Consider the following 24,228-nt stretch of genomic DNA (forward strand, 5'->3'; position numbering starts at 1 on the left):
ATATTATGGCAAGAGCAAAGGTTCAAAGAAAGAGTACTTCGATAGATATGACCGCCATGTGCGATGTATCTTTCCTGCTGCTTACTTTCTTTATATTAACAGCAACAGCGCGCCAGCCGGATCCTTTGGAAGTAACAATTCCAAGTTCTACCTACAAGATTAAAGTTCCAGATTTGGATATGGGGATTTTATCGATTGGTCAGGGTAAGGTTTTCTACGAAATCGTAGGAAAGGACGTAAAAATGGCAACGCTTGATAAAATAGGAGAGCAGTATAAAATTCAGTTTACTCCTGAAGAGAGAGAACGTTTCGGTGTTCTTGGATCATTCGGAGTTCCTGTAAGCAGCTTGAAAAAGTTTATCATGATGAATGGTGACGAGAGAGATAAGTTTGCGAAGGCCAACTTGGGTATCCCGGCTGATTCAACAAACAATGAATTGTCTGAGTGGTTGTTGCAATCCCGTAAGGCGGTTGCGGAGTTACACCAGACTTCAATGAGGATAAGTATCAAGGGAGATTCTGAAGAAAAATATCCAAACATTAAAAAGATTGTTGATATTCTTCAGAAGCAAAAAATTAACAAATTTAGTTTAATTACATCGGCCGAGGGCGATGCTAAATAAAATCATACTATGGCAGAATTAGATACCTCCGGCGGGGGTGGGAAAAAAGGTGGCAAAGTAAGAAGTAAGAAAGCAAATACCAAAGTAGATTTAACTGCCATGGTAGATTTAGCCTTCCTGCTGATCACCTTCTTCATGTTAACCACCTCGTTGTCAAAGCCGATTGCGATGGACATTGCAAAACCTGATCAAGAGGACAATGATGTGAAAAACGAGCTTCGTGCATCTCAGACCATGACAATTCTATTGGGTAAAAACAATAAGGTTGCTNSKTMCNATSKKAGMAGCTAAAAATGCCACACCTAGTGTGGAGACTTTTGCTGAAGTCAGAAAGTCAATATTGAAGAATAAAGACGAGGTAAGTAAAACTACTGGCCGACAAATAGTAATTGTAGTGAAACCAACAGAAGGTGCTACTTATAAGAACTTTGTTGATATAATGGACGAGTTAAATATCGCTAAAATCAAGACTGCTCCGGCAATCGATGATGTGAACATTCTTGATAACGAGAAAGCGTTTATGAAACAAGCTGGGATATTATAAATAATTATAAACATAAAAATATTAGGCTATGTTTGGTTCTAAAATAGATTTATTAAAAAGGGATTGGCTTGATGTTGTGTTTGCCAATAAGAACAAAAGCTACGGAGCTTACGAGCTTCGTCAGAGAAGTTCTGCGAATACAACAAAATCATTGCTAATAGCATCAACAGCATTTGTGTTGTTGTTCTTATCCCCTAAAATTATGGAGTTATTCAAAGGAAAAGCTCCAGAAGAGGAAATTGTTAAACAAACGGAAGTAGTGGTGCAGCCACCTCCTCCTGTAAACCCGGAAACACCTCCACCGCCACCGGTTGAGCCACCGCCGCCAAAACAGGATCAGGTTAAGTTCCCTCCTCCAATTGTAAAACCGGATGAGTTGGTACGTGATGAAGAGCCGGTTGAGATTGAAGACTTGAAAAAGGCTGACCCAGGTCAGAAAACCATTGCCGGTGACCCTGATGCGGATATCGTTATCGCAGGTCCTGCAGGTGATGGCCCTAAACAAGCAGCAGTAGTAGAGGATACCAAAGTTTATGACTTTGTGAGTCTTGAAACGCAGCCATCTTTCCCTGGTGGTATGGAGAAATTCTATGCTTATTTGAAAAAAGCGGTAAGATATCCTCCTATGGCTCAGGAAAACAACATTCAAGGTAAAGTGTTTTTATCATTCGTTGTTGAAAAGGATGGTAGCTTAACTGATATTAAAGTTGATAGAAAACTTGGTGGTGGTACAGATGAGGAAGCTGTTAGGGTACTAAAAGCAAGTCCAAGATGGATCCCAGGAGTTCAAAATGGTAAAAAGGTTCGTGTGAAATATAACATCCCAATCAGTTTTACCTTATCACAATAGAATACAATGTTTAATTTAAAAACATTTATGCAGAAATCGCCTCAACAGCGATTTCTGTTTATTTTAGGGCTAGTTATGTTTGCCTTTTACCTGGTTTTGGGCCTTACATTAATCGTATGGAAAGACATGCCGGTAACCATCGAACGGACTTATAGAGTTCTCCTTGGTGTGTTACTTATCGTTTATGCAGCAATAAGATTTACCCGGGTAATTAATCAAAAGGATAATTAAAAAATGAAGAATCTAAGCTTTGCGTTCATTTTTCTGGTGCTGCTCTCTTGTAAAAATAAAAAGCAGGCTGAGGTTGTTGAACAAACACGGACATCAGGTTCGGTTAAAATTCTTGTTGACGAATCTTTTTCATCGATTATCGCTGATCAGATCATGGTATTTAAATCGGATTATAAGCATGCGGAATTTGCAATCACTGCCGGTAACGAGAATAAAATAGTACCTGCTTTTTTAAATGACAGCATTAGAGTGATCATATTATCCAGGATGTTAACACCCCAGGAAGATAAGATATACCGAAACAGAAGCATCGTTCCAAAGACATCCAGGTTTGCCATAGATGGAATTTCATTACTTACTCAGAAGGACGATCTTGACTCAAATATCACTGTTGAGGAGGTGATAGCGATACTAAAAGGAACCTCAACCAGTGGAAAACAGCTTGTTTTTGATAATGCCTATTCCAGTACCCTACGGTATTTTAAGGAGCTGGCTCAAATTACAGAACTTCCGAAAAAGGGAGTTTATACTTTGAAGAACAATAATGACGTTATAAAGTACGTTGCTGAAAATAAGAATTTTATAGGAGTAGTCGGTGTAAATTGGTTAATAGCTAATAATTCCGATATGACTTCTTATATTGCAAAGGTGAAAACGATGGGGGTGAAGAATATTAAGGGGAAAAAGGGGGATGATGCATACTATCGTCCCGATCAGGCAAATCTAATTAGTGGTATTTATCCGGTTTTAAGAAACGTTTACATCATAAATTGTGAGGGACGTGATGGTTTAGGCACAGGTTTTGCAAACTGGTTATTAAGCCCGAGAGGTCAGTTGATCGTACTGAAATCTGGACTTGGTCCACATAAGATGATGTCACGGGATTTTAACTTGAAGAATACAAAGTAAATTTTATATTTGGAAAACGAAAGTAATGGGCAGGGTAAGATGATTATGATTTTAGAAATGCCTTTTAAATATTTGAAACTAAAAACAAAATAGCGAACCATGAAAGCTGCAAAGCCGGCTTCATAACAATTAATTGAAAATAGAGGAACTATGAAAATGACAAAGAAAGCAATAACCTTAGGTTTAGGTTTAGTAGTGATGGGTTCTGCCTCTTTTGCTCAGAGCATTACCGATGCAAAGAAGGCGATAGATGCCGAACAGTACCAAAAAGCGACTTCAATGCTTAAAGCATTGGTGTCGTCACAAAAAGGCAAAGGGGAGAATTACTTTAGTTTAGGTGATGTTTATTTAAGAAGGGATTATATTGATTCTGCTAGAGCTGCCTTTACTCAGGGTGTGACAGCTGATGCCAAAAATCCTTTAAATTATATAGGTTTAGGCCAGGCTGATCTTGCTTCAAATAATGCCGCGTCAGCTAAAACAAATTTTGATAAAGCAATTGAAGTTTCTTCGAAAAAAGACTTTACTCCATATTTGTATATAGGAAAGGCTTATTTGGAGGGAGAGAAACCAGATTTTGCTGCAGCACTACCTAACTTGCAAAAAGCGGAAGAGCTTGATGATAAAGATAAAGAAGCAGAAACATTTGTTGCTTTAGGTGATTACTATGCAGCACAAAGGAAGAACTCAGAGGCGCTTCAAAACTACATGAGAGCTTTGAGTATTAATCCGGCCCTTTACAGATCTACAGTTCAGATTGGAAGAATGTATAAAGAGTCAAGAGCATTCAGTGATGCAGAAGTGGAATTGAAAAATGTGATCGCTGCTGATCCAAATTATGGTCCTGCTTATCGTGAGTTAGCTGAGCTGTATATGCAATGGGGAAATCAGGAGCCAGCAAATTTCGATGCTAAGGCGGCTGAAGCATTAACAAATTATAAAAAGTATCTTGATTTAACTGATAAATCATACGATTCAAGATTACGTTATGCTACTTTCTTGTTTTATGCGAAAGACTTTAAAACGTTGGAACAAGAAACTTCAGAACTTGCTTCGGTAAATCCGAATGATCCTAAAAACTTGATCGTTTCAAGGTTGAGGGGATACTCTGCATATGAAAACAAAAACTATCCTCAGAGTTTACAATACATGAAAGACTTTTTTGCGAAGGTAAAAGATACCTCACGTATTATCTCCGATGACTATATGTACCTTGGTAAAGCCTTAATGAAAGATTCTACAGATAAGGCCAATGACAGTTTAGGTTTGGTAAATGTGATTAAAGCTGTTAACATGGACTCTACTAAAGTTGAGGCTTTAGCGGAACTTGCAAAGTCATATTATGATGCTAAAAACTATCCAAAAGCAATTGCTACATATGATGTGGTTAACCGTTTGAACCCAGAAGGTAAAGGGTCATTGTATAACTATTTCTATCACGCTATTGCATCTTATGTGTCTTATTATAAGGCTTATACTGCAAAAACTAATCCACCTAAAACTATTTTAGTGAAAGGAGATTCTTCGTTAGCGAAATTACTGAAGTTAGCTCCATCAACATATGATGCAATTTTGTACAGAGCTAGAATCAACGACTTTATGGATGATGAAGCGAACCCAACAGGATTAAAAATCCCTTTTTACCAACAATACTTAGATTCTGTTGAGGCTCACGTTGATAAACAAACTCCGGCAGTTAAAAAGAATATGGTAGAGGCCTATAATCAAATTGCAGGTTTTGCTTCATACAAAGAAGATAAAGTAAAAGCAAAATTATTCTGGGACAAAAGTTTAGCTATTGATCCTGCAAATACCACTGCATTAGAAGGTATCAAGTCGTTAACGGCTCCACCTCCAAAAGCTGCAGCTAAACCAAAGAAAAAGTAATAATTTTATAATAAAAGAAAAAGGCGGGGTTGTTATCCCGCCTTTTTCTTTTATTTTTGCCTAATAATTTATATTTAAATGGAAACTCAAAGCGTACCTGTAGATTTTTTACCAATTATATTTCAAGTAGTTGTTGCCTTAGGATTTGTGGTGGTTACTTTAATCGCGACACACTTTTTAGGCCCAAAAAGAAAAACAGCTGATAAGCTGGCAACATTTGAAGCAGGTGTAAAAGTTGTCGGTAATGCGCGTCAGCCATTTTCCATAAAGTATTTTCTTGTCGCTATTCTGTTTGTTCTGTTTGATGTGGAGGTGATATTCATGTACCCTTGGGCAGTTAATTTCAGAGCACTGGGGATGTCTGGGATGATAGAGATGTTCATCTTTATGGGAACCTTATTATTAGGCTTTATTTATGTCATAAAGAAGAAAGCATTGGATTGGAATTAGATTATTTAGATTGTTTCTAAATGCCCTCAACTTAATTCATTTGCTTTTAAAAAATTGTAGATTTGTGGTTCATTCTTTAAAGGAATGAACCTTTTTCGTTTTGTATCATGAGTAACATCAATATAGTAGACGCGCCTCCAGGCATAGAAGGATCTGGTTTTTTTGCAACTTCCTTAGATAAGGTTATCGGCCTGGCCCGTTCCCATTCATTATGGCCCTTACCATTTGCCACTTCTTGCTGTGGTATTGAGTTTATGGCGACCATGGGATCTCATTATGACTTTGGCAGATTCGGATCTGAGCGCTTAAGCTTTTCTCCCCGTCAGGCAGATTTATTAATGGTCATGGGAACAATTGCAAAGAAAATGAGTCCGGTTCTTAAACAGGTATATTTGCAGATGGCAGAACCCCGTTGGGTGATGGCCGTTGGAGCTTGTGCATCCAGTGGAGGTATATTTGATACTTATTCTGTTTTACAGGGAATAGATGAAATTATTCCGGTCGATGTATATGTGCCAGGATGTCCACCAAGACCAGAAGCTATTTTGGATGGTTTTGGTAAAATTCAGGAATTGGTTAGGAATGAATCTTCAAGAAGAAGAAATTCAGATCAATATAGAGAAATGTTGGCTTCATACGGAATTGAATAATGGCAGAGGTTACTAATCAGGAATTAATACAGCAGCTGACTGAAAAGTTCGGTGAAAAAATAGTTGGAATTAATGAGCCTTATGGCTTGCTTACTTTTGAAACCACAAAGGATGTTATTATTGATGTGCTGGCATTTCTTAAACAAAATANGCTAGCTANMTWTAMCYYYSYTRSCKWYATTACTGCAGTACATTATCCTGAGAAAAAGCATGGCATTGCTGTAGTTTACCATTTACACAGTATGGTTAACAAAATTAGGATTAGGGTTAAGGTTTTCATTGATGAGCATCATCCGGAGATCCCAACCGCTACCACCTTATGGAATGCAGCCAATTGGATGGAAAGAGAAACTTATGACTTGTTTGGAGTAAAGTTTGAAGGCCATCCGGATCTTAGAAGAATATTGAATATGGACGAATTAGGCGTTCATCCTATGTTGAAGCAATATCCTTTGGAAGATCCAAACAGAGTAGATAAAAAAGACGAATACTTTGGTAGATAAGAAAAAATGAATCAACCGGTATATACAGATAACGACCCGCAGAATGAATTGGTTACCTTAAACTTAGGTCCAACTCACCCTGCTACACATGGTGTTTTTCAGAATGTAATTCAATTGGATGGTGAACGCATCGTTAGCGGTGTATCTACTATTGGATACATTCACCGTGCTTTTGAAAAAATTGCGGAACATCGCCCATTCTATCAAATTACTCCTTTAACAGATCGGTTAAACTATTGCTCCTCTCCCATAAATAATATGGGATGGCACATGACTGTAGAGAAGTTATTGAATATTAAAATGCCAAAACGTGTTGATTACTTAAGGGTAATTATCATGGAGCTGGCACGTATTTCAGATCACATTATCTGTAATACCATTATTGCTCAGGATACAGGCGCAACGACCACATTCTTATATTTATTTCAATTCAGAGAACATATTTATGAGATCTATGAAGAGATTTGTGGCGCAAGATTAACTACTAATATTGGTCGTATTGGAGGCTTCGAAAGAGATTTTAATGAAATTGCCTTTGCTAAGATTAATAAGTTTTTAAAAGAATTCCCTGTAGCACTAAGAGAATTTGAAAGCTTACTTAACCGTAACCGTATTTTTATTGACCGTACAGCGAAAGTTGCAGCGGTATCAGCAGAACAGGCACTGGATTATGGATGGACTGGTCCTTTATTGCGTTCAGCTGGAGTTGACTATGACGTTCGTGTGAGTGATCCTTATTCGTCGTATGAAGATTTTGATTTTGAAGTTCCGGTAGGAACAAGTGGCGATATTTATGACCGTTATCTTGTTCGGAATGAAGAAATGTGGCAAAGTGTTAGGTTAATCGAGCAGGCTTTAGAAAAATTAAAGCACGAACCGGCTGGTATTTTCCATGCCGATGTACCTGAATTCTATTTGCCTGCTAAGGAAGAAGTTTATAACAACATGGAAGCTTTAATCTATCATTTTAAAATCGTGATGGGCGAAATTGATGCTCCTAAAGCTGAAGTATATCATTCAGTTGAAGGTGGTAATGGTGAGTTAGGCTTCTATTTAATTAATGATGGAGGAAGAACGCCATATCGTTTACACTTCAGAAGACCTAGTTTTATTAATTACCAAATGTTTGCACCAATGAGTAAAGGCATGCTGCTATCAGATGCCATTATCAACATGAGTAGTATGAACATTATTGCAGGAGAATTAGATGCTTAAAGTAGAACAACAACAACCTGTAGAGTTTTCATCAGCTTTAAAAGAAAAGTTTGATGAGATAATTAGCAGATATCCGAAGGGTAAACATAAATCTGCTTTATTGCCGATGCTTCATGAGGTTCAGGCTGAATTAGGCTGGTTAAGTCCGGATGCAATGGATAAAGTTGCTGCCTATCTTGACATCCAGAATATTGAGGTATATGAAGTGGCTTCATTTTACAGCATGTATTTTCTAAAACCTCAAGGTAAGTATGTTTTGGAAGTATGCAGAACGGGCCCTTGTTGTTTAGTGGGTGCTGAGAAGCTGATGAACCATATAGAACAAAATCTAGGCGTTAAAGAAGGGGAGGTTACATCTGATGGCTTGTTTAGCTGGAGAGGTGTAGAATGTTTAGCTGCCTGTGGGTATGGCCCGGTATTACAGATCGGTCCGGAATATACATTTTACGAAAACCTTAATGAACAAAAGGTTGACGAGTTGATACAAGATTTACGCAAGAAATAATGGCCCGTAAACTATTATTAGAACACATAAACGTACYWSSSATCNWTANCWCTTGATGTTTATCGCCAAAAGGGCGGTTATCGTGCCGTAGAAAAGGCTTTAAAAACTTTAACTCCTGATGAAGTAGTTGAAGAAGTTAAGAAGTCTGGATTACGTGGACGTGGTGGTGCAGGATTCCCTACGGGAATGAAATGGAGTTTTTTGGCGAAACCTGAAGGTGTAGCAAGATATTTAGTTTGTAATGCAGACGAGTCTGAGCCAGGAACTTTTAAAGATCGTTATCTGATGACCCATATTCCTCATGCACTTATTGAGGGAATGATTGTTTCAAGTTTTGCGCTGGGTGCTAATACGTCTTACATCTATGTAAGAGGCGAGATGATGCCCCAGATTAGAATACTGGAAAAAGCAATTGCAGAAGCAAAGCATGCTGGGTTTTTAGGGAAAAACATTTTAGGAACCGGCTATGATTTGGAACTATATGTTCAACCAGGAGGCGGCGCCTATATTTGTGGAGAAGAAACCGCATTATTGGAGTCTTTAGAGGGTAAAAGAGGAAATCCCAGGATTAAGCCTCCTTTTCCTGCAATTGCAGGGCTTTATGGATGTCCAACGGTTGTAAACAATGTGGAGTCTATTGCGGCTACAGTGCCTATCATTAACGATGGTGGCGATGAGTATGCCAAAATAGGAATTGGCAGAAGTACAGGTACCAAACTGATTTCAGCTTCTGGTAATTTAGTTAGACCAGGGGTATATGAGATCGATCTGGGATTACCTGTAGAGGAGTTTATTTATTCCGATGAATACTGCGGAGGTATTGCAAATGGTAAAAGATTAAAGGCTACCGTAGCCGGAGGATCATCTGTTCCTATCTTACCAGCAAATCTTACGCTCAAGTTAGCCAACGGCGAACCAAGATTAATGAGCTACGAATCCTTATCAGAAGGTGGTTTTGCTACCGGGTCAATGATGGGCTCTGGTGGTTTTATCGCATTTGATGAAGATCAGTGTATCGTTAGAAACACCTGGAACTTTGCTCGTTTTTATCATCATGAAAGCTGTGGCCAATGTTCTCCTTGTAGAGAAGGAACAGGCTGGATGGAAAAAGTACTGCACAGAATAGAGTATGGCCATGGTAAAATGAGTGATATTGACCTATTGGTTGATGTTTCTAAAAAGATTGAAGGAAACACTATTTGCCCTTTAGGTGATGCAGCAGCATGGCCGGTTGCAAGTGCAATCAGACATTTCAGAGATGAGTTTGAATGGCATGTTAAAGAGCCAATCAAATGTTTAGATACTAATTATGGTTTGGCAAATTATGCTGAGCCTATTGCGAAAGCAGAAGTTACGACAGGAAATTAACAATCATGAGTGATAAAGTTAAGGTAACCATAGACGGGATAACAGTAGAAGTAGCACCCGGCACAACTATTCTAAATGCTGCAAGGCAAATAGGTGGTGATATAGTGCCTCCTGCAATGTGCTATTATTCCAAATTAGAGGGTAGCGGAGGAAAATGCCGCACTTGTATTGTTAAAGTTAGCAAGGGGTCTGAGAAAGATCCTAGGCCAATGCCAAAATTGGTAGCATCATGCCGTACAACTGTTATGGATGGCATGGAAGTTCAAAATATCACTTCTCCGGAAGTTATTGAAGCGCGCAGCGGAGTGGTAGAAATGCTACTGATCAACCATCCTTTAGACTGTCCTGTTTGTGATCAGGCTGGAGAATGTGACCTTCAAAATCTGGGATATGAACATGGTTTACAAAAAACCAGATACGAATTTGAGCGTAGAACTTTTGAACGTATCGATATTGGAGATAAGATCCAGTTGCATATGAACAGGTGTATCTTATGCTATCGTTGCGTATTTACTGCCGACCAGATTACAAATAAACGTGTACATGGTATTTTAAATAGAGGTGATCACTCAGAAATCTCCACCTATATACAAACAGCTGTAGACAATGATTTTTCTGGGAACGTGATTGACGTATGCCCTGTTGGAGCATTAACAGATAAAACATTCAGATTTAAAAATCGTGTTTGGTTTACCAAGCCAATTGACGCACATAGAGATTGTCCTACATGCAGTGGTAAAGTTACTTTATGGTATAAGGGAGAAGATGTGCTAAGGGTTACAGCTCGTAAAGATATTTATGGTGAGGTGGAGGAATTTATCTGCAATACTTGTCGTTTCGATAAAAAGAAAACGGCAGATTGGGTAATTGAGCATCCAACTCATATTAGCGATACTTCGGTTATTGCTTCTAACCATTACGAAACCTTAAAGCCTTTGCCTGTCATTCAAAACAATCCTCAATTACAACAGGCAAATAAAGTAGAACTAGAAAAAACAACCAAATTCTAATGGATATAGCTTTTGTAATAGAAAAATTTGTACTGGTTGCCATCATATTTGGTATCAGTTTATTGATTGCTATGTACTCTACTTATGCTGAGCGGAAAGTTGCTGCCTTTTTACAGGACAGGCTTGGGCCAGACAGAGCAGGGCCTTTTGGAATACTTCAGCCATTGGCTGATGGGGTTAAGATGTTCATGAAGGAAGAGATCATTCCTTCAAACGCCAGTAAGTGGTTATTTATGGTAGGACCAGGATTGGCCATGCTTACTGCTTGTATTGGAACAGCAGTTATCCCATGGGGTAGCGATATAACAATTGGAGATCGTGTTATTCCATTGCAGGTAACTGATATCAATGTAGGTATTTTATACATCTTTGGTGTGGTTTCACTAGGTGTTTACGGAGTAATGATCGGTGGCTGGGCATCAAATAATAAATACTCATTGTTAAGTGCTATTCGTGCGGCATCGCAAAATATCAGTTATGAGATCGCAATGGGCCTATCTATTATCGCTTTGTTGCTTGTTACAGGAACGATGAGTCTTAAAGAGATTGTAGAGCAGCAACATGGCTGGCATTGGAATGTACTTTATCAACCATTAGGATTTCTGATTTTCATGGTTTGTGCCTTTGCAGAAACCAACAGGGCTCCTTTTGATTTACCGGAGTGTGAAACTGAGCTGATTGGTGGTTACCATACCGAGTACTCTTCGATGAAACTGGGCTTTTATCTATTTGCTGAATACATCAATATGTTTGTGTCATCAGCAGTGATGGCTACACTTTATTTCGGAGGATATAACTATCCGGGCATGGACTGGGTATTGTTGCATACAGGACCGGTTATTGGCCCTCTGATTGGAACGGTTGTATTCTTTATAAAAATATTCGCATTCATATTTTTCTTTATGTGGGTACGCTGGACAATCCCTCGTTTCCGCTATGATCAACTGATGCACCTTGGCTGGAAGGGGTTAATTCCTTTGGCTATAGCTAACATCATTATCACAGGAATTGTGATTGCAATAATTGAAAAGTTTTAACTACCCGCACTAGCGGATAAATAATAAGGAGGTTTAATGGAACCATTAACCAGTAAAAAGAAAGTATTAGAGCAGAAACCATTAACGTTTGCAGAACGAATGTATCTACCTGCAATAGCTAAAGGTTTGTCTGTTACAATTAGCCACCTATTTAAAAAAGAGGCTACAATAAGATATCCTGAAGTGGAAAGAGAGTTCTCCACGAACTTTAGAGGTATGCATTCTTTGAAAAGAGATGAGCAAGGAAGAGAGCGTTGTACTGCCTGTGGCTTGTGTGCCCTATCTTGTCCTGCTGAAGCAATCACAATGATAGCTGCAGAACGTAAACCTGAAGAAAAGGAACTCTATAGGGAAGAGAAGTATGCTGCAGTGTATGAAATTAATATGTTGCGCTGCATTTTCTGTGGTTTATGTGAAGAAGCTTGTCCGAAAGAGGCAATCTACTTAGATGGCCCAATCGTACCTGCTGATTACCTTCGTAAAGATTTTATTTACGGGAAAGACAAATTGGTAGAGCAACCATTGAATAAATAGTAATTTTAAACAGTTTAAACATAGATAATGGGTACTTCAGTATTCTATTTCGTAGCAACATTAAGCGTGATCTTTTCACTGATGGTTATTTTTTCAAAGAACCCGGTGCATAGTGTGCTTTATCTGATTGTTACATTCTTCACATTTACGGTTCACTACATTCTGTTAAACGCACAATTTTTGGCTGTTGTAAATTTCATTGTTTACATGGGGGCAATTATGGTTCTATTCCTTTTTGTGCTAATGTTACTGAACCTCAATAAGGATAACGAGCCGTTAAAATCGGGAGCAGTAAAAGTTGTCGGCGTTATAGCAGGATGCTGTCTTGTGGTCACTTTAGTTGGTTCTCTAAAGGCTACAGCAGTGTCAGATCCGGTGATTTTAAGAAATCCTAATTTGGGCTTACTGAAAAATCTGGGCAAGGAATTGTTCGGCCCTTTTATGTTGCCGTTTGAACTTTCATCAATCTTATTGCTTTCTGCGATGGTTGGTGCAGTATTGTTAACTAAAAAAGAAAAAGTATAGTGGAGAACATGACTCAACAATTGCAGGGAGTACCACTTAACCACTACATCTGGCTAAGTGCTATTATTTTCACCATTGGCGTTATTGGAGTATTAACCCGCAGAAACGCTATAGTTATATTTATGTCGGTTGAATTGATGCTGAATGCGGTTAATTTGCTGCTAACGGCTTTTTCCGTGCATAACAATGATCCATCCGGACAGGTTTTTGTGTTTTTCATAATGGCTTTAGCTGCTGCAGAGGTTGCAGTGGGCTTAAGTATTATTGTGATGGTGTATAGAAATACACAGTCAGTAGATATAAATGTGTTGAATCGCCTTAAGTGGTAATATTAAGTATAGATAAAAAATGATAATAGATTTAGTTTGGCTGGTTCCGTTGATTCCTCTGATTGGTTTTATAATCAATGGTTTGGGAAGAAACACATTATCTAAAAGCCTTATTGGTTTTATAGGAAGCAGTGTTATTTTTGTTTCTTTTGCGATCAGTGTTGGTATATTTCTGGCTTTAGGTGCAGACGCAAATAAATCTCACGAAATTTTTCTTTTTGATTGGATAAATGCAGGTGCGTTACATATTCCAGTATCTTTTCTGGTAGACCCTTTAAGTGCTATAATGCTACTTATCGTTACCGGAGTAGGTTTTCTGATCCACATCTACTCAATTGGATATATGCATAGCGATGAAGGCTTCGGTAAGTTTTTTAGCTACCTGAACCTGTTTATCTTTTTTATGCTTTTACTGGTATTGGGATCAAACTACATCGTAATGTTCATTGGATGGGAGGGGGTTGGCTTATGCTCTTACCTTCTAATCGGATTTTGGTATACAAACAGCAGCTATGCTTCTGCAGCTAAAAAGGCTTTTGTTATGAACCGTATAGGTGATCTGGGTTTTTTGCTGGGCGTATTCTTTATCTTCACTACTTTCGGAAGTGTTGAGTTTTCTAAGATATTTCCTCAGGCAGCAAATATGCTTCCCGGAAACACTACGATAGCACTTATTGCATTGCTGTTATTTATCGGAGCCTGCGGTAAATCTGCTCAGCTACCTCTTTTTACATGGTTACCTGATGCGATGGCCGGACCAACTCCAGTTTCAGCGTTAATACATGCTGCAACAATGGTTACTGCCGGTATCTATATGATCGCCAGATCTAACCTGATATTTGATTTGGCCCCTTTAATTCAGCATGTAATTGCAATCGTTGGCCTTGCTACTGCTATTGTAGCAGCAATTATTGCACTCACGCAAACAGATATCAAAAAAGTACTTGCTTATTCTACAGTGTCCCAATTAGGATATATGTTTTTAGGTTTAGGTGTAGGCGCATATAATGGAGCTTTCTTCCACGTGATTACCCATGCCTTCTTCAAAGCATTGTTATTCTTATGTGCAGGATCCGTTATTCATGCTTTACATCACGAGCAAGATATGAGACATATGGGCGGGTTACGTAAAAAACTACCTGTAACTTTCATAACAATGCTTATCGGTACTGTTGCGATAGCGGGGCTTCCTCCTTTTTCCGGATTTTTCTCTAAAGATGAGATTTTGGCACATGTATACCTGCACGATAAAGTAATGTGGGGCATCGCGGTGTTTGGCGCATTTCTTACCGCATTTTATATGTTCAGGATGTTGTTCCTTACTTTTTACGGTAAATATCGTGGAACTCATCATGCCGAAGAAAAAATTCATGAATCACCTAAGTCAATGACAATCCCTTTGATCGTGTTGGCAGTATTGTCAGCCGTTGGTGGTATCATTGGTGTGCCTGAGGCTTTAGGCGGAAATCATTGGTTGTCACATTGGCTTTCTCCGGTAATTAAGCATACTGGCGAATCACCGGATCATGCTACTGAATATATCCTTATGGCAGTTTCTGTTGTTGGTGTTTTAATCTCTATTGCAATTGCATATGGCAAATACATCAAGCAAAACCACATACCTGCTCCAGATGAAGCTAAACGTTCTGTCCTTGCAAACTTATCTTACAATAAATTTTATTTTGATGAGGTATATGATGCATTAATTAGAAAGCCTTTGGATGCAATTTCAGTATTCTTCTACAAAATTGTGGATAATAAGATTGTTGATGGTATTGTGAACAGCTTAGGTTGGGGAACTACCGAAGCGAGTAAAGGTTTACGCTTGATACAATCCGGCAATGTTGGGTTTTATATTTTTATGATGGTGGTAGGAATCATCTCATTGTTATTGTATACTTATTTATCTCTATAAAAGATCGTTCAAGAAAACATAATGGAACAACTTTTACTACTTCTTATATTCTTACCATTGCTAGGCGCCTTGGTTACCGCTCTTTCCGGAAATGCAGCAAAGCATGTGGCATTGGTTTCGGCAATTGTCTCTTTAGGTTTGGCATTGGCGATGGTATGTAATTTTACCCCGGATGCCACCACCCAGTTTGTGGTAAACTACTCCTGGATTCATGATCTTGGGATAAATTTCCACGCTGGTGTCGACGGAATAAGTATGATTACCATAATATTGACCAACGTGTTAATTCCATTAATCATACTGGCAAGTTACCAGCATAACTACAAGAGCTCAAACGCATTTTTTGCTTTAATTCTTTTCATGCAAAGCGGCTTGTTAATCGTATTTACGTCTCTTGATGCTTTCTTGTTCTATATTGGTTGGGAAGCAGCATTAATTCCTATTTACTTTATCTGTGCAGTTTGGGGTGGAAAAGATCGTATTAAGGTAAATATGAAATTCTTTGTTTATACCATAGCAGGTTCGTTATTTATGCTCTTGGGCTTGATTTATCTGTATTTACAGAACCCTGCACATAATTTTGATATCCAGGCTTTCTATAATCTTAATTTGGATTCAACACAACAGGGTTGGATATTTTGGGCTTTCTTTATTGCTTTTGCAATTAAGATGCCTGTATTTCCATTTCATACCTGGCAGCCAAATACGTATACTGAGGCTCCAGCTGCCGGTACCATGTTATTGGCTGGTATAATGCTTAAAATGGGTATTTATGGAGTGATCAGGTGGTTATTGCCTATAGTTCCTTCCGGAGTTCAGGATTGGGGCCATGTAGCAATCATACTGTCTGTTATAGGAATAGTATATGCATCAATTATAGCATTTACACAAAAAGATGCAAAACGCTTAGTATCCTATTCTTCAATTGCGCACGTTGGTTTAATCAGCGCGGGTATTTTTGCGTTGAATACACAAGGTATGCAGGGTGCAATGATTCAAATGCTTAGTCATGGTATCAACGTGGTAGGATTGTTCTTTGTTCTTGATATTATTTCAAGCCGTTTGAAAACAAATAAAATAAGTGAATTAGGCGGAATCGCGAAACAGGCGCCAATATTGGCAATTACTGCTTTGATCATCGTTCTTGGAACGGTTGCATTACCTGGAACCAACGGCTTTATAGGAGAATTCCTGTTGCTGATAGGTGTGTATCAGTACAATATCTGGTTAGCTGTTTTTGCGGGATTAACGATTATATTCGGAGCAGTTTATATGTTCAGAATGTACCAGAACATCATGCTTGGTAAAACGAACGATTTAACAATTACCTTTACAGACGTTAAAGGTTCGGAAAGGATAGTACTATACATCATTTGCGCACTAATTATTGTATTAGGCGTTTATCCAAAACCAATTCTGCAATTGTCTGAAGCATCAGTGCAGCATTTAATAGAACAAGTAACACAAAAATTAACATCGGTAAACTAAGCAAATGAATATCATAATAACAATTACTGTTACAGCTTTAGTAGTGCTTTACGCAGGTTTGTTTAAGGCTAAAAAAGCATTATTACCCATTACTCTTATTGGACTGCTTATTTCACTGGGTTTTGTTGCTACTTCATGGAACACTAATCAAACCTATTTTGGAATGATGCAGATGGATAATTTTGCATTGGCTTTTTCAGGTATAACCATCCTGGGTACATTATTTGTATTTCTACTTACACAAAATTATTTTGCAGCTGATAGTGAAAATATTGCTGAATATTTCACGCTGATATTATTTGCACTGGCGGGTATCATAATCATGGTTTCTTACAAGAACATGTCAATGTTGTTTATTGGCATTGAGATCATGTCTGTTTGTTTATATATACTTGCGGGTATTCGGAAAAGTAATTTTGCATCTAATGAAGCTTCATTGAAGTACTTCTTAATGGGGGCATTTTCAACAGGATTTTTGCTATTTGGTATCACCTTGATTTATGGTGCTACAGGTTCGTTTGATTTGGAGACCATTAATCAATATTTAGTAGGCAATTACAAATCGATCTCTCCACTGTTTTATCCGGGTGTAATCCTGATGTTAATTGGATTAAGCTTTAAAATAGGAGCGGCACCGTTTCACTTTTGGACACCAGATGTATATGAGGGTGCACCAACTTTGATTACAACCTTTATGTCAACAGTGGTGAAAACTGCAGGTTTTGCTGCTCTTTTACGCCTGTTTGCGGATACTTTTGCTCCTTTGCATGACTTTTGGTTACCACCACTAATAGCAATCGTTTGTATTACGTTGTTTATTGGAAATGTTACCGCGTTATTTCAAAAGAACTTTAAAAGAATGCTTGCTTATTCAAGTATATCTCATGCAGGTTACTTATTGTTTTCATTAGTAACACTATCTGCAAACTCATCAAATAATGTATTGGTTTATGCAGCTGCTTATACCTTTGCCAGTATCATTGCGTTTGCCGTTCTAATTATGGTTAAACAGAAAACAGGTAATGATCATTTTGACAGTTTTAATGGCCTTGCTAAACGAAATCCACTAACTGCCTTGGTGTTAACAATAGCGATGTTATCGTTGGCCGGGATACCGCTAACAGCAGGATTCATCGGGAAGTATTTAATGTTTCTGAATGTGATGGGAGAGTATCAGATCCTTCTTGTTGCATTTGCTATTTTAAATGCTTTGGTTGGCTTTTATTACTATTTTAAAGTAATCGTAGCAATGTACTTTAAAGAGGGTAATGAAATTGAACTGGAAGTGCCACTTCAATACAAGGCGGTATTGGTTTTTTCAGTTGTAATTACATTATTTTTAGGGGTATACCCTGCGGTAATTTTAAATTTGATATAACCATTTCTCTAGATAATTATTTGTAGTTTTACGAGTAATTGAACTATGCAAGATTTCTGGACCTCATTACAGCATTTTATCGACCCTGAAAAATTACTTAAAGAAGGTGGTTTTTATGTTGTAATGTTCGTTATTTTTGCTGAAACTGGTTTATTTTTTGGGTTCTTCCTACCAGGCGATTACCTTTTATTTCTAGCGGGCATGTTTGTAGCAACAGGAAAGTTGGATGTAAATATCTACGTGCTTATCCTGGGTTTATGCCTTTCCGCTATTTCAGGTAATTTTACCGGGTATTGGTTTGGTCGAAAGACTGGCCCTGTACTCTATCATAGAAAGGACACTTTCTTCTTTAAAAAGCGCTATTTAAAAGCTGCCGAGGAATATTACAACAAACAGGGAGCTTTTGCTTTGATAATGGGAAGATTTGTTCCGATAGTTAGAACTTTTGCGCCGATTTTTGCTGGTGTAGTTAAACTCGATTTTAAGAGATTTGCATTATATAACATTGCAGGTGCAATATTATGGATAGCTTCCTTAACTTTGCTTGGTTATTTCTTAGGTAAAAGATTTGAAAAAGAAATAACCGATTATTTATTATACATAATTATAGGCTTTATTATTGTTACGACCATTCCTCTTATCATCACGTTTGTGAAAAAGAAGGTGGTAAGTAGCACAGATAAAGAAACAACAAATACAGAACAATAAAATAAAAAATGAATAATTACGATCATCATCCATGGCACAGCGTTTCTCCAGGCGATAATTTACCTGAAATTGTTAATGCCATTATAGAAATTCCAAAAGGTTCGAAAGCGAAATATGAAATTGATAAAGAATCTAATTTGATTAAATTAGATAGGGTACTATTCTCTTCAGTAATGTATCCGGCTAATTATGGATTTATTCCGCAAACCTATTGCGATGACAATGACCCCCTTGATATTTTGGTGTTATGCTCGGTGGATGTTTATCCATTATCAATTATTGAAGCGAAAGTTATCGGCGTAATGCATATGGTAGATAATGGCGAGCAAGATGATAAAATCATTGCGGTAGCTAAAAACGATATGTCGGTTAATTACATTAATGATTTGGCTGATCTGCCTCCGCATACAATGAAAGAAATAGTAAAGTTTTTCCAGGATTATAAAGCACTGGAAGAAAAGAAAGTAACTATTGAACATCTGTTAGGTGTTAGATATGCACATAAAGTCATACAGGAAAGCATTGCTCTCTATGACGAAAAGTTTAGAAATAAGAATTCTTAATGGAAGGTCTCAAGATATTTTTAACATTCTTCTTAGTAGCGCTGAACGGATTTTTCGTTGCAGCAGAATTTGCAATTGTAAAGGTTAGGGCCTCGCAAATTGAAATTAAAGCGAAATCCGGAAGTAGGGTTGCAAATATCGCAAAATACATTACCCAGCATCTTGATGGCTATTTAGCCGCAACACAGCTGGGTATTACACTTGCCTCTCTTGGTTTGGGTTGGGTCGGTGAATCTGTGATGCATAACATTGTTCACGATGCGCTGATTAACTTTAATCTATCCGAGGTTTACATTACCTCTATATCTACGTTTATTGCATTTCTATTTATTACAGTAATGCACATCGTATTTGGAGAACTGGCGCCAAAGTCGGTAGCAATACAAAGACCTGTTGCGACAACATTATTCATTGCTGTACCGCTTCAGGCATTCTATTGGCTATTCAGACCGTTTATATGGGTTTTGAACGGCCTGGCAAATGTAATCCTTAAGATGTTTGGTATTTCTAGTGTTGGCGGGCATGAATCAGTACACAGTACAGAAGAGCTGTATTATTTATTGGACCAGGGTAAAGAAAGCGGCGCACTGGATACCAATGAACACGAACTTATTAAAAACGTTTTCGATTTTAATGAACGTGTTGTTAAAAATATCATGGTTCCAAGAACTAAAATTTCTGGAATTGAATTATCTACACCTAAACAGGAAGTTGTAGAAACAATAATTGGCGAAGGATATTCAAGGATGCCTGTTTATGATGACATCATTGATAAGATTATCGGAATTGTACACGCTAAAGATATTCTCCCATTATTGGCGGGTAATAAAGAATGGTCTTTAAGTGATATTATCAGGAAGCCATATTTTGTACCTGAAACAAAGAAAATAAATGATCTGCTAAGTGAACTTCAACAGAAGCGCATTCAAATTGCTATTGTCATTGACGAATTCGGAGGTACAGCCGGAATGGTAACGCTGGAAGATATTGTAGAAGAGATTGTTGGTGAGATACAGGACGAGTATGATGAGGAAAAACCAACTGTTGAAAAAATATCTGATACAGAATTTATCATTAATGCTTATGCAACAGTTTATGACGTAAATGAACATTTACCTCATGACCTGCCCGAAGATGAGGATTTTGATACGGTAGGAGGGCTTGTGTCTCATGCATTTGGAAAGATCCCTGAAGTCGGTGATAGCGAAGAATGTTATGGGTATTTATTTACGATCTTAAAGAAAACAGAACAGAATATAGAAACCATAAAACTGGAGCTCGTGATTAGCAAGAGTGATATGGTCGACAACCATTAATCTACTTTGTAATGCATGTTTTTTATACACCAGACATCATTTCTGATGATTATGTCTTAAATGAGGATGAAAGCAAGCATTGCATAAAAGTTTTAAGATTAAATATTGGTGCCGAAGTTTACCTCATTGATGGCGTTGGAGGACTTTACAAAGCCGCAATTGTAGGCCAAACAAAGAAAAACGTTGAACTAAAAGTTCTGGAAGCAACCCATAACTACAACAAGCGGAATCATCGGCTGCATATTGCTGTTGCGCCAACTAAAAACATGGATCGATTAGAATGGTTTCTGGAAAAAGCGACAGAAATAGGGATAGAAGAGATAACGCCAATAATTTGTGATCGTTCTGAGCGTCGTGTAGTTAAAGAAGACCGTATGGTTAAGGTCGTTACTTCTGCTGTTAAGCAATCCCTTCAGGCCTATCACCCTATAGTTAATCCTCAGATAAACTTTTCCGATTTCTTAAAAATAGAAAATACCACTAATAGGATGATAGCGCATTGCATTGATGAGTCTTCCAGGCAGTACATCAGTCAAATTGCTGAACCTCATCAGAATTATACTATCCTGATCGGACCAGAAGGTGATTTTACACCGATGGAAATTGATTTGGCTTTGCAGAATGGCTATAAACCCTTAACTTTAGGTAATACACGGCTAAGAACAGAAACCGCTGCTTTAGCGGCCTGTTTTGAGGTGAATTATTTAAATCGATGAAGTTTAAACCCCTTTTTTTCGCCGGAATAATTTTGATATGCTCAAGCTTTTATTCCCCTACTTATAAATTAGCAAAACTAAAATATAATGGTGGTGGCGATTGGTATGCCAATAGAACCGCACTTCCCAACCTTATCGACTTTTGTAACAAGAACCTGCAAACGAACTTTGCCCCTCAGGAGGCAATTGTCGAAGTTGGAAGTGCCGAATTGTTCAATTACCCATTCGTATACCTTACGGGACATGGAAATGTCGTTTTTAGCAATGCTGAAGCCAGTAACCTCCGTAAATACTTAATCGGTGGCGGCTTCTTACATATTGATGATAACTACGGGCTGGATAAGTTTATCCGTAAAGAAATGAAGAAAGTATTCCCTGAATTAACATTCACAGAATTACCAGCCAATCATCAGATATACAATCAAAAATTTAAGTTTCCCAATGGCCTGCCCAAGATCCATGAACACGACAATAAAAGACCTCAGGGTTTTGCATTAATCTGGGAAGGACGCATCGTTTGTTATTACACTTATGAATGCGATTTGGGGAATGGATGGGAAGATTATGGAACTTACCCCGGTGACACCCAGGATAAGCGCTCCAGCGCGCTTAAAATGGGCGCAAATTTAATTCAATACGCATTAACACAATAACTATGAAGGTAAAAGTCAACGAACATCACAATTTCAATGTTGAAATAAACAATAATTTAATGAGTGTTAATGGTTCAGAAGTAATTTTAGATTCCAGAAGTTTAGGAAATAACCATACTCATGTGATCTACAATAATAAATCATACAACGTAGAGGTCGTTTCCGAAAATAAAGCTGATAAAACAAGTATCATCAAGGTAAATGGAACTACATACACGATTGAGATGGAAGATCAATATGATCAATTACTCAAGCAATTGGGCATGGATAGTGCCTTGGCTAGTAAGGTTAGTGAAATTAAAGCCCCCATGCCAGGCCTGGTTTTGAGTGTTTTGGTTACTGAGGGGCAAGAGGTAAGCAAAGGAGATAGCTTACTGGTACTGGAAGCTATGAAAATGGAAAACGTTATTAAATCTCCAGCTTCCGGAATCATTAAAAAGATCCTCATCAATAAGTCAGATAAGGTAGAGAAAAATGAAATATTGATACAATTTCAATAAACAAAAAACGGGGGCCATATGACCCCCGTTTTTGTTATATCAAAATAAAAATATGTTTATCGCTTGCCAGCTCTAAAAGCTTTTTGCGGTTTGGTCTTAAATTGAGGTTTCCCCATAGATCTAATTTCAGATGCACCAAGCATTGTCATTGCACATCTGAAACCAATGTCTGCTGTTGACTCATCCTGCTGAAGGAATCTTCGGGTTGCAGGATTTAACCACATGGCCTGGTCATCCCATGACCCGCCTTTATATACCCTTGATTTATCCGTAATAAGCGTAATTTCCCCGTACAGGTCATTTGCCTTGTCACGATACCCTCTTTGGTCGGCATAGGTGTTAACAGAGTCTGCAGGTTTACTCGCAGCAGCTTGTTTTTCTGCCCATGTTTGTTTTCTTGCCGATACAGCTGCAGTCATCACAGGTCGGTTATGTTTATCTATTTCTATCCTTCCGGTGCTAGGGTCAGCTATTTTTTTATCCTCATAAAAGTTTCCTCTGTAAGGGTTAAATGCATCGGCAGCTTCAAAAGTTTTGGAGCGATACACGTCTGCAACCCATTCATTCACGTTTCCAGCCATGTTGTACAAGCCGAAATCATTTGGCATGTAAGATCTTACCGGAACGGTTAGCCCGCCTTTATCATTTAAAGAACCTCCAACACCCATATAATCACCTTTTGTTCTTTTGAAGTTGGCTAATATTAGGCCACGGGTTTTTTTCTTTGCCGAGCTTAGTCCAAGCCCATTCCATGGATAAATTTTGTTTTCATGAATGTTTTCATACTCTGTATTGCCAATTAATCCCAGCGCAGCATATTCCCATTCCGCTTCGGTTGGCAGGCGATACGGTTGTTTTACAATCCCATCTTCCAGTCTTACCGTCCTGGTTGCACCTTTATTACCATTTGCGCCGGCATCGGCAGCTTTAGCACTGGTAGGGCTTAAATCTTTCATTGCTTTTTTACCCTTATCATCATACTGCCCACTTAGGTAAGTTTCCGTATTAAAAGGTGCTGTCGGTCTTTCGCTTGCAGCGGCAACGCCATTTCTGGTATCCCCGTTGATGTCTTTGAAGCTCGTCATGTAGCCCTGATCCCTAAGGAGCAACTCGTTCACCCGGTCAGTTCTCCAGTCACAATACCTTGACGCCTGTTCCCAGGTAACACCAACTACCGGATAATCCTGGTAGGCAGGGTGTCTTAAATAATTGTCTACATAAGGTTCATTGTACGATAACGGCCTTCGCCAAACCAGGGTATCGGGTATTTCGTTATAATAGTATTCGTAATCAGTTGGATAATTGGTCCTTATCCAATTTAGGTATTCCAGCCAGTTCGTGTTCGAAACTTCCGTTTCATCCATATAAAAAGAAGAAACGGTGGTTTCTCTTTTGTGGTTGTAATCGTTTAATTCTTGCCCTGCAACATTTATTGCGCTGCCACTCATTACAAAAACACCACCTTCAATTTCGACCAGGCCAGGACCAGGTCCTCTTTTGAACTTATTGTTCACCTGAAATCCTCCATATTCCTTTTTATTATAGGCTAGTCCTGTCTTGTCCGAAGTTCCTGATTTAGATTTACAGGACATAAGGGAGGCCACAAGTACAAGATATGCAAGCGAGTATAGGTATGATTTTTTCATTGGATTGCGCAAATAGTTACTCTAAAGGTTAAAACTACACAAAAAAACGTGTTCGCTCCAAAAAAACTTTCTTTATAAAATTGAATAAATTATCTCAGAATAGAAATTTCGGTTGGGATCCTATTCAAATGCTTTGCAAACCGACGGAATACTTTGAAATTTAGCAGCACTATGT

General features: G+C 38.2%; 25 protein-coding genes and 3 pseudogenes. 27 read left to right on the top strand and 1 reads right to left on the bottom strand.

Annotated features, from left to right (window positions below):
• Positions 1 to 5 precede the first annotated feature (5 nt).
• From N824_RS01520 to N824_RS01645, 27 genes and pseudogenes are all read left to right on the top strand, one after another.
• Positions 6 to 623, top strand: coding sequence for a biopolymer transporter ExbD (locus N824_RS01520; RefSeq protein ID WP_048903389.1), 618 nt, complete (start codon positions 6 to 8; stop codon positions 621 to 623).
• A 9-nt stretch (positions 624 to 632) separates the two neighbouring features.
• A pseudogene (locus N824_RS33965) lies at positions 633 to 914 on the top strand (ExbD/TolR family protein).
• 16 nt (positions 915 to 930) lie between these two features.
• Positions 931 to 1,167 carry a hypothetical protein gene (locus N824_RS33970; protein ID WP_235206960.1) on the top strand — a complete coding sequence of 79 codons (237 nt, stop codon included), beginning with the start codon at positions 931 to 933 and terminating at the stop codon, positions 1,165 to 1,167.
• Positions 1,168 to 1,195: 28 nt separating this feature from the next.
• A complete protein-coding gene (locus N824_RS01530) occupies positions 1,196 to 2,017 on the top strand; it encodes an energy transducer TonB (RefSeq protein WP_048903390.1) in 822 nt (273 codons plus the stop codon).
• Between the two features lie 27 nt (positions 2,018 to 2,044).
• Positions 2,045 to 2,248 (top strand): hypothetical protein, encoded by a 204-nt coding sequence (locus N824_RS01535; RefSeq protein WP_235206961.1) that lies wholly within the window; start codon positions 2,045 to 2,047, stop codon positions 2,246 to 2,248.
• A gap of 3 nt (positions 2,249 to 2,251) precedes the next feature.
• A complete protein-coding gene (locus N824_RS01540) occupies positions 2,252 to 3,157 on the top strand; it encodes a substrate-binding domain-containing protein (protein ID WP_048903392.1) in 906 nt (301 codons plus the stop codon).
• A gap of 150 nt (positions 3,158 to 3,307) precedes the next feature.
• Complete coding sequence (locus N824_RS01545) at positions 3,308 to 5,044, top strand: hypothetical protein (protein WP_048903393.1); 1,737 nt, start codon at positions 3,308 to 3,310, stop codon at positions 5,042 to 5,044.
• A 78-nt stretch (positions 5,045 to 5,122) separates the two neighbouring features.
• Complete coding sequence (locus N824_RS01550) at positions 5,123 to 5,494, top strand: NADH-quinone oxidoreductase subunit A (RefSeq protein WP_048903394.1); 372 nt, start codon at positions 5,123 to 5,125, stop codon at positions 5,492 to 5,494.
• Positions 5,495 to 5,601: 107 nt separating this feature from the next.
• Positions 5,602 to 6,144 carry an NADH-quinone oxidoreductase subunit B gene (locus N824_RS01555; protein WP_048903395.1) on the top strand — a complete coding sequence of 181 codons (543 nt, stop codon included), beginning with the start codon at positions 5,602 to 5,604 and terminating at the stop codon, positions 6,142 to 6,144.
• Positions 6,144 to 6,647 (top strand): annotated as a pseudogene (locus tag N824_RS01560) (NADH-quinone oxidoreductase subunit C). The gene N824_RS01555 and the pseudogene N824_RS01560 overlap by 1 nt, the downstream one beginning before the upstream one ends.
• A 6-nt stretch (positions 6,648 to 6,653) precedes the next feature.
• Positions 6,654 to 7,862, top strand: coding sequence for an NADH-quinone oxidoreductase subunit D (locus N824_RS01565; protein WP_048903397.1), 1,209 nt, complete (start codon positions 6,654 to 6,656; stop codon positions 7,860 to 7,862).
• A complete protein-coding gene (gene nuoE, locus N824_RS01570) occupies positions 7,855 to 8,367 on the top strand; it encodes an NAD(P)H-dependent oxidoreductase subunit E (RefSeq protein ID WP_048903398.1) in 513 nt (170 codons plus the stop codon). The genes N824_RS01565 and nuoE overlap by 8 nt, the downstream gene beginning before the upstream one ends.
• Positions 8,367 to 9,735: pseudogene (nuoF, locus tag N824_RS01575) on the top strand (NADH-quinone oxidoreductase subunit NuoF). The gene nuoE and the pseudogene nuoF overlap by 1 nt, the downstream one beginning before the upstream one ends.
• A 5-nt stretch (positions 9,736 to 9,740) precedes the next feature.
• A complete protein-coding gene (locus N824_RS01580) occupies positions 9,741 to 10,745 on the top strand; it encodes a 2Fe-2S iron-sulfur cluster-binding protein (protein WP_048903399.1) in 1,005 nt (334 codons plus the stop codon).
• Positions 10,745 to 11,782 carry an NADH-quinone oxidoreductase subunit NuoH gene (gene nuoH / locus N824_RS01585; protein WP_048903400.1) on the top strand — a complete coding sequence of 346 codons (1,038 nt, stop codon included), beginning with the start codon at positions 10,745 to 10,747 and terminating at the stop codon, positions 11,780 to 11,782. The genes N824_RS01580 and nuoH overlap by 1 nt, the downstream gene beginning before the upstream one ends.
• Before the next feature lie 36 nt (positions 11,783 to 11,818).
• On the top strand, positions 11,819 to 12,316 hold the full coding sequence (locus tag N824_RS01590; protein ID WP_048903401.1) for an NADH-quinone oxidoreductase subunit I: 498 nt from the start codon (positions 11,819 to 11,821) through the stop codon (positions 12,314 to 12,316).
• Positions 12,317 to 12,343: 27 nt separating this feature from the next.
• A complete protein-coding gene (locus N824_RS01595; RefSeq protein WP_048903402.1) occupies positions 12,344 to 12,841 on the top strand; it encodes an NADH-quinone oxidoreductase subunit J in 498 nt (165 codons plus the stop codon).
• Between the two features lie 8 nt (positions 12,842 to 12,849).
• Positions 12,850 to 13,170 (top strand): NADH-quinone oxidoreductase subunit NuoK, encoded by a 321-nt coding sequence (nuoK, locus tag N824_RS01600; RefSeq protein ID WP_216854440.1) that lies wholly within the window; start codon positions 12,850 to 12,852, stop codon positions 13,168 to 13,170.
• A 22-nt stretch (positions 13,171 to 13,192) separates the two neighbouring features.
• Positions 13,193 to 15,085: an NADH-quinone oxidoreductase subunit L gene (gene nuoL, locus N824_RS01605; protein WP_048903600.1), complete on the top strand. Its 1,893-nt coding sequence runs from the start codon at positions 13,193 to 13,195 to the stop codon at positions 15,083 to 15,085.
• 21 nt (positions 15,086 to 15,106) lie between these two features.
• The gene (locus tag N824_RS01610; RefSeq protein ID WP_048903404.1) at positions 15,107 to 16,573 is read left to right on the top strand and encodes a NuoM family protein; all 1,467 of its coding nucleotides are present in this window, start codon (positions 15,107 to 15,109) and stop codon (positions 16,571 to 16,573) included.
• A gap of 4 nt (positions 16,574 to 16,577) precedes the next feature.
• The gene (locus tag N824_RS01615; protein ID WP_048903405.1) at positions 16,578 to 17,951 is read left to right on the top strand and encodes an NADH-quinone oxidoreductase subunit N; all 1,374 of its coding nucleotides are present in this window, start codon (positions 16,578 to 16,580) and stop codon (positions 17,949 to 17,951) included.
• Positions 17,952 to 17,996: 45 nt separating this feature from the next.
• Positions 17,997 to 18,659: a DedA family protein gene (locus tag N824_RS01620; RefSeq protein WP_048903406.1), complete on the top strand. Its 663-nt coding sequence runs from the start codon at positions 17,997 to 17,999 to the stop codon at positions 18,657 to 18,659.
• Between the two features lie 8 nt (positions 18,660 to 18,667).
• The gene (locus N824_RS01625; RefSeq protein ID WP_048903407.1) at positions 18,668 to 19,222 is read left to right on the top strand and encodes an inorganic diphosphatase; all 555 of its coding nucleotides are present in this window, start codon (positions 18,668 to 18,670) and stop codon (positions 19,220 to 19,222) included.
• Positions 19,222 to 20,538, top strand: a complete 1,317-nt coding sequence (locus N824_RS01630; RefSeq protein WP_048903408.1) for a hemolysin family protein — start codon at positions 19,222 to 19,224, stop codon at positions 20,536 to 20,538. Before N824_RS01625 ends, N824_RS01630 begins: the two co-directional genes overlap by 1 nt.
• 11 nt (positions 20,539 to 20,549) lie before the next feature.
• Complete coding sequence (locus tag N824_RS01635) at positions 20,550 to 21,254, top strand: 16S rRNA (uracil(1498)-N(3))-methyltransferase (RefSeq protein WP_048903409.1); 705 nt, start codon at positions 20,550 to 20,552, stop codon at positions 21,252 to 21,254.
• The gene (locus tag N824_RS01640) at positions 21,251 to 21,907 is read left to right on the top strand and encodes a DUF4159 domain-containing protein (protein ID WP_048903410.1); all 657 of its coding nucleotides are present in this window, start codon (positions 21,251 to 21,253) and stop codon (positions 21,905 to 21,907) included. The genes N824_RS01635 and N824_RS01640 overlap by 4 nt, the downstream gene beginning before the upstream one ends.
• Before the next feature lie 2 nt (positions 21,908 to 21,909).
• A complete protein-coding gene (locus N824_RS01645; RefSeq protein ID WP_048903411.1) occupies positions 21,910 to 22,407 on the top strand; it encodes an acetyl-CoA carboxylase biotin carboxyl carrier protein subunit in 498 nt (165 codons plus the stop codon).
• 56 nt (positions 22,408 to 22,463) lie between these two features.
• Here the strand turns inward: N824_RS01645 and N824_RS01650 are convergent, their stop codons facing one another.
• Complete coding sequence (locus N824_RS01650) at positions 22,464 to 24,053, bottom strand: SUMF1/EgtB/PvdO family nonheme iron enzyme (RefSeq protein ID WP_048903412.1); 1,590 nt, start codon at positions 24,051 to 24,053, stop codon at positions 22,464 to 22,466.
• Between the last annotated feature and the right edge of the window lie 175 nt (positions 24,054 to 24,228).

Origin of the sequence: Pedobacter sp. V48, assembly GCF_000523515.1 — a bacterium.
GTDB lineage: Bacteria > Bacteroidota > Bacteroidia > Sphingobacteriales > Sphingobacteriaceae > Pedobacter.

Excerpts from the sequence above, each read along its gene's own strand:
- N824_RS01520 (WP_048903389.1), top strand. The coding sequence starts at position 6 with ATGGCAAGAGCAAAGGTTCAAAGAAAGAGTACTTCGATAGATATGACC.
- N824_RS01530 (WP_048903390.1), top strand. The coding sequence starts at position 1,196 with ATGTTTGGTTCTAAAATAGATTTATTAAAAAGGGATTGGCTTGATGTT.
- N824_RS01535 (WP_235206961.1), top strand. The coding sequence starts at position 2,045 with ATGCAGAAATCGCCTCAACAGCGATTTCTGTTTATTTTAGGGCTAGTT.
- N824_RS01540 (WP_048903392.1), top strand. The coding sequence starts at position 2,252 with ATGAAGAATCTAAGCTTTGCGTTCATTTTTCTGGTGCTGCTCTCTTGT.
- N824_RS01545 (WP_048903393.1), top strand. The coding sequence starts at position 3,308 with ATGAAAATGACAAAGAAAGCAATAACCTTAGGTTTAGGTTTAGTAGTG.
- N824_RS01550 (WP_048903394.1), top strand. The coding sequence starts at position 5,123 with ATGGAAACTCAAAGCGTACCTGTAGATTTTTTACCAATTATATTTCAA.
- N824_RS01555 (WP_048903395.1), top strand. The coding sequence starts at position 5,602 with ATGAGTAACATCAATATAGTAGACGCGCCTCCAGGCATAGAAGGATCT.
- N824_RS01565 (WP_048903397.1), top strand. The coding sequence starts at position 6,654 with ATGAATCAACCGGTATATACAGATAACGACCCGCAGAATGAATTGGTT.
- nuoE (WP_048903398.1), top strand. The coding sequence starts at position 7,855 with ATGCTTAAAGTAGAACAACAACAACCTGTAGAGTTTTCATCAGCTTTA.
- N824_RS01580 (WP_048903399.1), top strand. The coding sequence starts at position 9,741 with ATGAGTGATAAAGTTAAGGTAACCATAGACGGGATAACAGTAGAAGTA.
- nuoH (WP_048903400.1), top strand. The coding sequence starts at position 10,745 with ATGGATATAGCTTTTGTAATAGAAAAATTTGTACTGGTTGCCATCATA.
- N824_RS01590 (WP_048903401.1), top strand. The coding sequence starts at position 11,819 with ATGGAACCATTAACCAGTAAAAAGAAAGTATTAGAGCAGAAACCATTA.
- N824_RS01595 (WP_048903402.1), top strand. The coding sequence starts at position 12,344 with ATGGGTACTTCAGTATTCTATTTCGTAGCAACATTAAGCGTGATCTTT.
- nuoK (WP_216854440.1), top strand. The coding sequence starts at position 12,850 with ATGACTCAACAATTGCAGGGAGTACCACTTAACCACTACATCTGGCTA.
- N824_RS01610 (WP_048903404.1), top strand. The coding sequence starts at position 15,107 with ATGGAACAACTTTTACTACTTCTTATATTCTTACCATTGCTAGGCGCC.
- N824_RS01615 (WP_048903405.1), top strand. The coding sequence starts at position 16,578 with ATGAATATCATAATAACAATTACTGTTACAGCTTTAGTAGTGCTTTAC.
- N824_RS01620 (WP_048903406.1), top strand. The coding sequence starts at position 17,997 with ATGCAAGATTTCTGGACCTCATTACAGCATTTTATCGACCCTGAAAAA.
- N824_RS01625 (WP_048903407.1), top strand. The coding sequence starts at position 18,668 with ATGAATAATTACGATCATCATCCATGGCACAGCGTTTCTCCAGGCGAT.
- N824_RS01630 (WP_048903408.1), top strand. The coding sequence starts at position 19,222 with ATGGAAGGTCTCAAGATATTTTTAACATTCTTCTTAGTAGCGCTGAAC.
- N824_RS01635 (WP_048903409.1), top strand. The coding sequence starts at position 20,550 with ATGCATGTTTTTTATACACCAGACATCATTTCTGATGATTATGTCTTA.
- N824_RS01640 (WP_048903410.1), top strand. The coding sequence starts at position 21,251 with ATGAAGTTTAAACCCCTTTTTTTCGCCGGAATAATTTTGATATGCTCA.
- N824_RS01645 (WP_048903411.1), top strand. The coding sequence starts at position 21,910 with ATGAAGGTAAAAGTCAACGAACATCACAATTTCAATGTTGAAATAAAC.
- N824_RS01650 (WP_048903412.1), bottom strand. The coding sequence starts at position 24,053 with ATGAAAAAATCATACCTATACTCGCTTGCATATCTTGTACTTGTGGCC.